The sequence below is a fragment of the Nioella sp. genome (assembly GCF_964229645.1).
Classification (GTDB): domain Bacteria; phylum Pseudomonadota; class Alphaproteobacteria; order Rhodobacterales; family Rhodobacteraceae; genus Nioella.
The window spans coordinates 1-9,076 of the sequence record NZ_CAXREX010000300.1 but is presented as its reverse complement, the minus strand read 5'-3'; the positions used below and the strand labels follow the sequence as shown (position 1 = coordinate 9,076).

Below are 9,076 nucleotides of genomic sequence, written 5' to 3'. Positions count from 1 at the left end.
GGGTACCGCGCGGGCCGCCGCGCCCGGGGCGCGGCGAAACCCCGTTCAGCCCGCCTTGCGCCGGCGAACCGGGCTTGGGCGGACCTTTGTCTCGATTGCATCGAAAAGATGGGCGGCGATGTTCGTGCCCGTCGCGGCCTCGATCCCTTCGAAACCGGGCGAGCTGTTGACCTCCAGCACCTTGGGCCCATCTGCTCCGCGCAGCATGTCGACCCCGGCCATGCCGAGGCCGAAGACGCGGGCCGCACGCAGCGCCGTTTCGCGCTCTTCCTTGGTGATGCGAACCGCCTTGGCGCTGCCGCCCTGGTGCAGGTTCGACCGGAAATCGTCGCCCGCGGCCTTGCGTTTCATCGCCGCGACCACGCGCCCGTCGACAACGAGGCAGCGAATGTCTTCGCCCGCGGCCTCCTTGACGAAATCCTGCACCAGGAAATTGGCCTTGAGCCCGCGGAACGCGTCGATCACCGATTGCGCGGCCTTGCGGGTTTCGGCCAGCACCACGCCCTTGCCTTGCGTGCTTTCCAGAAGCTTCACGATGAGCGGCGCGGTGCCCACCAGCCCGATGAGGTTGCCGGTATCCTTGGGCGAGGCGGCGAAGGCGGTGCGCGGCATGCCGATCCGGTGACGCGCCAGCAGCTGGTGCGCGTGCAGCTTGTCTCGGCTGGCGGTGATGCCTTCGCTGCCATTCACGCAATGGGTGCCCAGGGTTTCGAACTGGCGCAGAACGGCGGTGCCATAGGCGGTGATCGAGGCGCCGATGCGCGGGATCACCGCGTCGTAGCGCGGCAGCCGCGCCCCGTCGTAATAGACCTCGGGCGCCAGCGCGTTGATCGCCATGTAACAGCGGCTGGTGTCGATCACCTCGATCGTATGCCCGCGCGCCTCGCCCTCGTCGACGAGCCTGCGGGTGGAATAATTGTCCTCGCGGCTCAGCACCGCGATGCGCAGCGCGCGCTTGGGCGCGGCGGTCTTGACCGTGGGCGAGTGGTAGACGTCATAGCTCAGCACCGGCTGGCAGAAGCTTTCCGTGGGGCTGACCACCCAGTCGGGCTGGATCGCCTGGCGGCCCAGAAGCATCCGGTAGGCCATGTTGGTCCGGTCGCTGAGCGTGATCTCGATCGGTGCACGATGGGGCCCGAAGGCCATATCCGTGCGGATCACGTAGCGCAGTTCGGTTTCGCCATTGGATGACGTCACCTCGCGCCGGTCCCGGATCGTGGCCGAGCAGGCAATGGTGATGTCGGTGCGTCCCGGCACCGGGTGAATGGCAAATCGCACCTTGGGCCGGTTCGCCGGGCCGAAGGTCTCGATATCGAAGGCATGCAGTGCCGAGGTCTTGGCCCCGGTATCGACCTTCGCCTTCAGCGCTGGCAGGCCGAGCCCGGGCAGGCTCAGCCATTCTTCCCACCCCAGTCGGAGCGAATCTTCGGCACTCATGGGGCGTCCTCTCTTGGCATCGCGGCAAAATCGCCTATGACAGTCGCCTGTCCGAGGCAAGGGGTGACGACACGATGACAGGCCGGTTTGAATTTTCGGTGACGGCAACCAGCGGCAAGGCGCGCCGGGGCGTGATTTCCACTCCGCGCGGCCAGATCCGCACGCCTGCCTTCATGCCCGTCGGCACGGCAGCTACGGTCAAGGCGATGATGCCCGAAAGCGTGGCCGCCACCGGGGCCGATATCCTGCTTGGCAATACCTATCACCTGATGCTGCGCCCCACGGCGGAGCGGATCGACCGGCTTGGCGGGCTGCACCGGTTCATGAACTGGTCGGGTCCGATCCTGACCGATAGCGGCGGCTTCCAGGTGATGAGCCTGGCGGACCTGCGCAAGCTGACCGAGGAGGGCGTCACCTTCCGCAGCCATGTCGATGGCTCGCGCCACAGCCTGACCCCGGAACGCTCGATGGAAATCCAGCGGCTTCTGGGCTCTGACATCGTCATGTGTTTCGACGAATGCCCGGCGCTACCCGCCGACCGCAAGCGCATTGCAGAGTCGATGCGCCTGTCGATGCGATGGGCCGCGCGCAGCCGTGACGCCTTTGGCGACCGTCCGGGGCATGCGCTTTTCGGGATCATGCAAGGCGGGCTTGAACGCGACCTGCGCCAGGAAAGCGCCGAGGCGCTCAGGGCCATCGGTTTTGACGGCTATGCCGTGGGCGGGCTTGCCGTGGGCGAGGGGCAGGAGGCGATGTTCGGCTGTCTCGACTACGCGCCGGATTTCCTGCCCGAAGACAAGCCGCGCTACCTGATGGGGGTGGGCAAGCCCGACGATATCGTCGGTGCGGTCGCGCGCGGGATCGACATGATGGACTGCGTGCTGCCCTCCCGCTCGGGGCGCACCGGGCAGGCATTCACCCGGCGTGGCGTGGTCAATATCAAGAATGCCCGCCACCAGGACGACCCGCGCCCGCTGGACGAAGACTGCACCTGTCCGGCCTGCCGCAACTACAGCCGCGCCTACCTGCACCACGTCTTCCGGGCCAAGGAGATCATCAGCTCGATGCTGCTGACCTGGCACAACCTGCATTACTACCAGGAATTGATGCAGGGCATGCGCGACGCGATCGACGCGGATGATTTCGCAGGCTTCGAGGCCCGCTTCCACGCCGCCCGCGCCGACGGGGATATTGAACCCATCTGACCGACCAGTAGCCACCTTCAGGAAGCCATGCTACCCCTTGGAAAATCTTTAGAGACTCTGGGGGGTGCCGATGCGCGGGGACAGGTCAGCCGAGCGCCTGAGCGCGATCCGAAGCGACCGTCTGCTTCCGAGGTTGTCGATTGCCCTGATCGGCCTGCTTTACCTTTTGACCTTCCCGCAGAATTTCACCGAGGGCGAGGACGCGGTCTATTACGCTGACAGGGTCGCGGGGGCGGTGCCGGTGTGGCACCCCAATCACCTGCTCTACGAGCCGCTGATGCACGGCCTGACGCGGGCGCCGTGGCCCGGCGCGGATGCCCTTGCGGTGATGCAGCTTGCCAGCCTTGTGGCAGCGCTCTGGTCCCTGGCGCTTGTCTGGAAGATCGCGCGCCTCGCGGGGGGCGGTCTGTCGGCCTGCATGGTGGCCCTGTGGTCCTTGGCGGGCTGTTTCGCCTTCTGGCTTTACGGCATGTATCCCGACACCTACGCGCTGCCCTTGCCCTTCGTGCTGGCCGGGGTGGTGGCGCTGTGGCAGGCGATCTGGGATCAGGGCGGGGCGCGGGCGGCGGCCTTCGCCGGGGTTCTGGCCGGGCTCGCGACATTGCTTCATCAGGCCCATGTCTTCCTTGCGCTGCCTGCGCTTGGCCTTTTGCTGTGCCATCGCCGTTTCGGCGCGGCGCTGGCCTGGCTAGGCTGCTTCCTTCCCCTGGTTGGCGCCTTGTACCTGTGGGTCGGATGGGGGCTTCTGGGGCATGACAGCCTGCCCGAACTCCTGGACTGGGCACGCGGCTATGCCGCCGACGGGTTGTGGACGCCGCTGTCCGTGCTGGCCCCGGTCAAGGCGGTGATCGGGCTTGGTACGGCAATCTGGTCGAGCCTGTTCCTCTTTGCCTCGCCCCGGCTTGCAGCACTTGTGGAAGGGGCGTTTCCCGGCCGGCTGTTGCTTGAGGAAGCGCATTTCGCCCAGACCGGGCTGGCCTTGCCTGTTGGTCCCCTGCTGGCGCTGACCGTGCTCAGCGTTCTGGCGCTTGGCTGGCTTGGGCTGGGGGCCATGCTAAGGCGGGGCAGGGCGATCAGCCCCGGGGTCGGGCTCGTGCTGGCCCTGCATGGCGCGACCTACGCCATCGTCACAACGATCTGGGAGCCTACAAACAAGGAGTTCTGGATCGCCGCGCTGCCTTTCCTTGCACTTCTCATGGCCCTGCGCATGCCGGCAACAGGCGGGGCCCTCCGGCTTGCGACGGTCGGGATCGTGGCGCTGTGGATTGCCAATGGAGCCGGGGCAATGATGGGTTTTGCGCGGGCCGATACCGATTACTGGCGCGTCCTGCACGCGCCGCTGCTGGCCGAGCTGCGCCCGGGCGACGTGCTGGTCGATGACTGCGGCTATATCTGCACGGGCTACCTGCTGCTCTTTTCGCCAGCCGAGCTATTGCCGGTGGACGCCCTGTCGCGGGCGGCGGAAACGGGGCCGGGGCGCATCCTGCTGACATCGCGCGCTCTCGCGGCGCTGGAGGCGCAGGGTAGCCCGATCGACGCGGGGCTTGTCCCGGTTTTCAACACCCCCCGCCTGTCCCTGTCCGAACTGCCGCGCTAGGCGTCGGCTGGGTCATATTTCCTTCACTTTGTCCCAGATGATCCCTTGCGACCGCGCGCGGCGAAGTGCAGACTGCGCGCGACCCGAAAAGGCAGGGGGCAGGTTGAAATCCGTGGGCATTGGCCCCACGTTAACCAGTCCCACCCGGAGAGGGCCGAGGGATTGCCGCCAGGGCGGGGTCCGCGCCCTCTTGCCAAGAACAAGGAAGGCATAATGCCAGAGCATCACACCACCTATCCTGTCCTGCCCCTGCGCGACGTTGTCGTGTTCCCGCATATGATCGTGCCGCTCTTCGTCGGCCGCGAGAAATCGGTGCGCGCGCTGGAAGAGGTGATGCAGGATGACAGGCAGATCCTGCTGTCGAGCCAGATCGACCCGGCCGTGGACGACCCCGATACCAGCGGCATCTACCGCGCGGGCGTGCTGGCCAACGTTCTTCAACTGCTGAAACTGCCCGATGGCACCGTGAAAGTGCTGGTCGAGGGCAAGAAGCGCGTGGCGATCACCGGCTTTCTTGACAATCCCGAGTATTTCGAGGCCACCGCCGAGGAAATCGACGAGCTTGAAGGCGATCCGGCCGCCATCCAGGCGCTGCTCGGCTCTGTCGCGGAGGAGTTCGAGCGTTACGCCAAGATCAAGAAGAACATCCCCGAAGAGGCGCTGACCAGCGTTGCCGAAACCACCGAACCGGCCAAGCTGGCCGATCTCGTGGCCGGGCATCTGGGCATCGACGTGGCCCAGAAGCAGGACCTTCTGGAAACGCTCGACATCGCCGAGCGGCTGGAAAAGGTCTATGGGCTGATGCAGGGCGAAATGAGCGTCCTGAAGGTTGAGAAGAAGATCAAGACGCGCGTGAAATCCCAGATGGAACGCACGCAGCGCGAATATTATCTCAACGAACAGATGAAGGCGATCCAGCGCGAGCTTGGCGATGGAGAAGAAGGCGCAAACGAGGTTGCGGAACTCGAAGAGAAGGTCGCCGCGACCAAGCTCAGCAAGGAAGCCCGTGAAAAGGCCGATGCCGAGATCAAGAAGCTCAAGAACATGAGCCCGATGAGCGCCGAGGCGACCGTCGTGCGCAACTATCTCGACTGGATGCTGTCGATCCCGTGGGGGGTGAAATCCCGCGTGAAGAAAGACCTTGGCCGGGCCCAGGACGTGCTCGATGCCGATCACTACGGGCTGGAAAAGGTCAAGGAACGCATCGTCGAATATCTCGCCGTGCAGCAGCGGTCCAAGCAGCTGAAGGGGCCGATCATGTGCCTTGTCGGGCCTCCGGGCGTGGGCAAGACCTCGCTTGGCAAGTCGGTTGCCAAGGCCACCGGGCGGGAATTCATCCGCATCTCGCTTGGCGGTGTGCGGGACGAGTCTGAAATCCGCGGCCACCGCCGCACCTATATCGGCTCGATGCCCGGCAAGATCATCCAGGCGCTGAAGAAGGCGAAAACCACTAACCCGCTGATCCTGCTCGATGAAATCGACAAGATGGGTCAGGATTTCCGGGGTGACCCGGCTTCGGCAATGCTGGAAGTGCTGGACCCAGAACAGAACTCGACCTTCGTGGACCACTATCTCGAAGTGGAATACGACCTGTCGAACGTCATGTTCCTGACCACGTCGAATAGCTACAACATGCCCGGGCCGCTGCTGGACCGGATGGAGATCATCCCGCTGGCGGGCTACACCGAGGACGAGAAGGCGGAAATCGCACTGCGTCACCTGCTGCCCAAGCAGACGAAGAACCACGGCCTCAAGGCGCGGGAATTCGAGCTGACTGACGAGGGCCTGACCGACATCATCCGCTACTACACCCGTGAAGCGGGCGTGCGGAACCTCGAACGCGAGATCGCCAAGATCTGCCGCAAGGCGCTGACCAAGATCCTCAAGAAAGAGGTCGAGACGGTGCGCGTGACGCCCGACAATCTCGAGGATTTCCTCGGCGTGAAGCGGTTCAAGTTCGGGCTGGCGGAAAAGGACGACCAGATCGGCGTGGTGACGGGCCTGGCCTGGACCTCCGTCGGCGGTGACCTGCTGTCGATCGAGGCCCTGCGCCTGCCGGGCAAAGGCCGGATGAAGACCACCGGCAAGCTTGGCGAGGTGATGAAGGAGTCGATCGACGCGGCCAGCTCCTTCGTGCGTTCCATCGCGCCCGAGATCGGGGTGAAGCCGCCCAAGTTCGACAAGATCGACATCCACGTGCACGTGCCCGAAGGGGCAACCCCCAAGGATGGACCCTCTGCGGGGATCGCCATGGTGACCTCGATCGTGTCGGTGCTGACGCAGATCCCCGTGCGCAAGGACATCGCCATGACCGGCGAAGTCACCCTGCGCGGCAACGTCCTGCCCATTGGCGGGCTGAAGGAAAAGCTTCTGGCCGCCCTGCGCGGCGGGATCAAGACGGTGCTGATCCCGGCAGAGAATGAAAAGGACCTGCCCGAGATTCCTGATAACGTGAAGGCGGGGCTTGAGATCATCCCCGTCGCTCATGTGCGCGACGTGTTGCAACACGCGCTGGTGGCAACGCCGGAGCCTGTTGAGTGGGACGAAGAGGCAGAGGAAGCGGCCGCTGCTGCTGCCGCCGCCTCTCAAGGGGCCGGATCAGGCGCAACCGCGCATTGACCCAAGCTTGAAAAGAGGAAAGCCGCCCCGGATGACCGGGGCGGCTTCTTCATGACCTGAGCCTTGTCTCGCTCAAGGCTTGGGTCAGGAGGATCCCAGAACCATGAAGATCAGGAACAGGGCCGGGACGAGTGCGCCGGCCTCGTCCGCCGAAGCGGCAGTGTCCTGTGTCACGAATTCAGGCAGCATGATGGGTTGTGTCTCGTCGGCCAACGCGGCCCCGGTGCCCAGTGCCGCGGTCAGTGCAATGGCTAGAATGCTCTTTTTCATCGGTCCCTCGCTTTCGCCGTCTTTCCGGCGGGATCATTGGTGATTTCTGAAGACGAGTCTTCGGGAAGTCATGCAGCAGGATCAATATGTTGCAGCGGGACAGGGCGATGTCTTTGGTTGATAAGAGGAAAACGAAAGACCCCCGGTCTCGCGAAAGGCCGGGGGCGAATATCGATGGGCAGATGTGCTGCTCCTAGCTGCAAGCAGGAATGCCGCTGCCGCCGGAAATGCCAAGCAGAAGGAACATGATAAACAGAGCCGGAACAAGGGCGCTGGCCTCATCGGTTCCGGCCACCGTGCCTTGGGTCACCATGTCCAGGGACATGGTCGGCGTGGCGTCATCCGCAAAACTTGGTGCTGCACTGAACATGGCGGCGGCCGCGACGGCCGCAACAACGGTCTTCTTCATTTGTCCCCCCAAACGAGCCCGAAGCGGGCCCCTTCAATTGACGTTGTGCACAGTCAGGATGCGCAAAAATAAATCCAAAGCAATCAAAATATCTAAAGTTATATGGCGCTACACAGGAAAAAGGCCGACCACCACGGGGTGATCGGCCAAAGATTTCGTTTGATTATCAGAAGGATGCCGATAGGTCGCGCTCAAGACCCCGTGACGTATCCGTTCACTCCGCCGCCCAGAACCAAAACAAAGAACAGAATGAAGATGGCGGGCACCAGCATGTCAGCTTCTTCGGTGGCGGTCATGGTGTCCTGGGTGACCATGTCGATGGACATGGTGGGCACCTGATCATCTGCGAAAACGGGCGCGGCCCCCAAAACGAACAATGCGGCTGCTGCCGCGGCAAGGGACTTTTTCATCTGACCTCTCCTACAAAATATCACGCGAGATAGGCGCGGCGGATAAACTCTTATGGGGCTGATTAGGCGGATCAGCCGGGCAGGTAGGCGTTGTTGCCGCCCAAGACCAGGATGAAGAACATGAGGAAAAGCGCGGGCACCAGCATGTCGGCCTCTTCGGTGGCGGTCATGGTGTCTTGGGTGACCATGTCGATGGACATGGTGGGCACCTGTTCATCTGCCAGGGCGACCTGCGAGGTCAGCAAAGACGCGCCGGTCAGGGCTGCGGCGACGGTCTTTTTCATGGTTTCCCCCGTGTGTGCCCGCCTAGGGCATGTCTTTCGTGGTGGCCCCGGGGGAAGCCCCGGGACAGACAATCTTATGTCGGCGCGTAGCCGCTGCTTCCGCCCAGAACCAGGATGAAGAACATGAGGAAGAGCGCAGGCACCAGCATGTCAGCCTCTTCGGTGGCGGTCATGGTATCCTGGGTGACCATGTCGATCGACATGGTGGGCGCTTGTTCATCAGCGAATGCGGGCGCGGCCGAAAGCGTCATTGCGGCGATCAGGGCAGCGGAGAGCTTCTTTTTCATCGGATTCCTCATTTTGTATCGGGTTCGAGCCCGGTCGGACGAGTGGGCGCAGGGCCCACCTTCGCCGCTTACTGCGGGTAGCCCATGCTGCTGCCACCCAGAGCCAGGATGAAGAACACAAGGAAGAGCGCAGGCACCAGCATGTCGGCCTCTTCAGTGGCGGTCATGGTGTCCTGGGTGACCATGTCAATGGACATGGTGGGCACCTGTTCATCTGCCAAGGCGACCTGCGAGGTCAGCAAAGTCGCGGCGGTCAGGGCTGCGGTGAAGGTCTTTTTCATGGTTTCCCCCGTGTTTGCCCGACTAGGGCATGTCTTTCGTGTCGACCCCGGGGAAGACCCGGGACCCCAAATGTTAAACCGGCGCGTAGCCGCTGTTGCCGCCCAGAACCAGGATGAAGAACATGAGGAAAAGCGCGGGCACCAGCATGTCGGCTTCTTCGGTGGCGGTCATGGTGTCTTGGGTGACCATGTCGATGGACATGGTGGGCACCTGTTCATCTGCCAGGGCCGGTGCGGCGGCCAGAAGACTGGCGGCGGTCAGGGCAGCGGTGACGGT

The 9,076-nt window shown here is 63.7% G+C and carries 11 protein-coding genes; 3 read left to right on the top strand and 8 right to left on the bottom strand.

The genetic code is table 11. From position 1 onward, the window contains the following. Positions 1-45: 45 nt before the first annotated feature. Entirely contained in the window at positions 46-1,437 is a 1,392-nt protein-coding gene (gene rimK / locus ACEQXV_RS18985) for a 30S ribosomal protein S6--L-glutamate ligase (protein WP_370270476.1), read from the bottom strand. Positions 1,438-1,511: 74 nt separating this feature from the next. Between rimK and tgt the strand changes: the two genes are divergently transcribed. From tgt to lon, 3 genes are all read left to right on the top strand, one after another. Then, on the top strand, positions 1,512-2,642 hold the full coding sequence (gene tgt / locus ACEQXV_RS18980; RefSeq protein WP_370254486.1) for a tRNA guanosine(34) transglycosylase Tgt: 1,131 nt from the start codon (positions 1,512-1,514) through the stop codon (positions 2,640-2,642). A gap of 70 nt (positions 2,643-2,712) precedes the next feature. After that, the gene (locus ACEQXV_RS18975; protein WP_370270474.1) at positions 2,713-4,239 is read left to right on the top strand and encodes a hypothetical protein; all 1,527 of its coding nucleotides are present in this window, start codon (positions 2,713-2,715) and stop codon (positions 4,237-4,239) included. A 213-nt stretch (positions 4,240-4,452) separates the two neighbouring features. Further along, positions 4,453-6,858: an endopeptidase La gene (lon, locus tag ACEQXV_RS18970; protein ID WP_370254484.1), complete on the top strand. Its 2,406-nt coding sequence runs from the start codon at positions 4,453-4,455 to the stop codon at positions 6,856-6,858. Positions 6,859-6,942: 84 nt separating this feature from the next. Here the strand turns inward: lon and ACEQXV_RS18965 are convergent, their stop codons facing one another. The 7 genes from ACEQXV_RS18965 to ACEQXV_RS18935 all read right to left on the bottom strand — a co-directional run. Continuing rightward, positions 6,943-7,128, bottom strand: coding sequence for a hypothetical protein (locus tag ACEQXV_RS18965; RefSeq protein WP_370254482.1), 186 nt, complete (start codon positions 7,126-7,128; stop codon positions 6,943-6,945). Positions 7,129-7,321: 193 nt separating this feature from the next. Beyond that, positions 7,322-7,537: a hypothetical protein gene (locus ACEQXV_RS18960; RefSeq protein ID WP_370254481.1), complete on the bottom strand. Its 216-nt coding sequence runs from the start codon at positions 7,535-7,537 to the stop codon at positions 7,322-7,324. A 191-nt stretch (positions 7,538-7,728) separates the two neighbouring features. Further along, complete coding sequence (locus ACEQXV_RS18955) at positions 7,729-7,947, bottom strand: hypothetical protein (RefSeq protein ID WP_370270473.1); 219 nt, start codon at positions 7,945-7,947, stop codon at positions 7,729-7,731. Between the two features lie 71 nt (positions 7,948-8,018). Then, a complete protein-coding gene (locus tag ACEQXV_RS18950; protein ID WP_370270472.1) occupies positions 8,019-8,231 on the bottom strand; it encodes a hypothetical protein in 213 nt (70 codons plus the stop codon). A gap of 74 nt (positions 8,232-8,305) precedes the next feature. Then, positions 8,306-8,518: a hypothetical protein gene (locus ACEQXV_RS18945; protein WP_370254477.1), complete on the bottom strand. Its 213-nt coding sequence runs from the start codon at positions 8,516-8,518 to the stop codon at positions 8,306-8,308. 68 nt (positions 8,519-8,586) lie between these two features. After that, complete coding sequence (locus ACEQXV_RS18940; RefSeq protein WP_370254508.1) at positions 8,587-8,799, bottom strand: hypothetical protein; 213 nt, start codon at positions 8,797-8,799, stop codon at positions 8,587-8,589. A gap of 73 nt (positions 8,800-8,872) precedes the next feature. Further along, positions 8,873-9,076: hypothetical protein (locus ACEQXV_RS18935; protein WP_370270470.1), on the bottom strand; the 204-nt coding region annotated here is incomplete at its 5' end.

Coding starts and splice junctions, on each gene's coding strand:
- ACEQXV_RS18975 (WP_370270474.1), top strand. CDS start 2,713: ATGCGCGGGGACAGGTCAGCCGAGCGCCTGAGCGCGATCCGAAGCGAC.
- lon (WP_370254484.1), top strand. CDS start 4,453: ATGCCAGAGCATCACACCACCTATCCTGTCCTGCCCCTGCGCGACGTT.
- ACEQXV_RS18940 (WP_370254508.1), bottom strand. CDS start 8,799: ATGAAAAAGACCTTCACCGCAGCCCTGACCGCCGCGACTTTGCTGACC.
- ACEQXV_RS18945 (WP_370254477.1), bottom strand. CDS start 8,518: ATGAAAAAGAAGCTCTCCGCTGCCCTGATCGCCGCAATGACGCTTTCG.
- rimK (WP_370270476.1), bottom strand. CDS start 1,437: ATGAGTGCCGAAGATTCGCTCCGACTGGGGTGGGAAGAATGGCTGAGC.
- ACEQXV_RS18950 (WP_370270472.1), bottom strand. CDS start 8,231: ATGAAAAAGACCGTCGCCGCAGCCCTGACCGGCGCGTCTTTGCTGACC.
- tgt (WP_370254486.1), top strand. CDS start 1,512: ATGACAGGCCGGTTTGAATTTTCGGTGACGGCAACCAGCGGCAAGGCG.
- ACEQXV_RS18955 (WP_370270473.1), bottom strand. CDS start 7,947: ATGAAAAAGTCCCTTGCCGCGGCAGCAGCCGCATTGTTCGTTTTGGGG.
- ACEQXV_RS18965 (WP_370254482.1), bottom strand. CDS start 7,128: ATGAAAAAGAGCATTCTAGCCATTGCACTGACCGCGGCACTGGGCACC.
- ACEQXV_RS18960 (WP_370254481.1), bottom strand. CDS start 7,537: ATGAAGAAGACCGTTGTTGCGGCCGTCGCGGCCGCCGCCATGTTCAGT.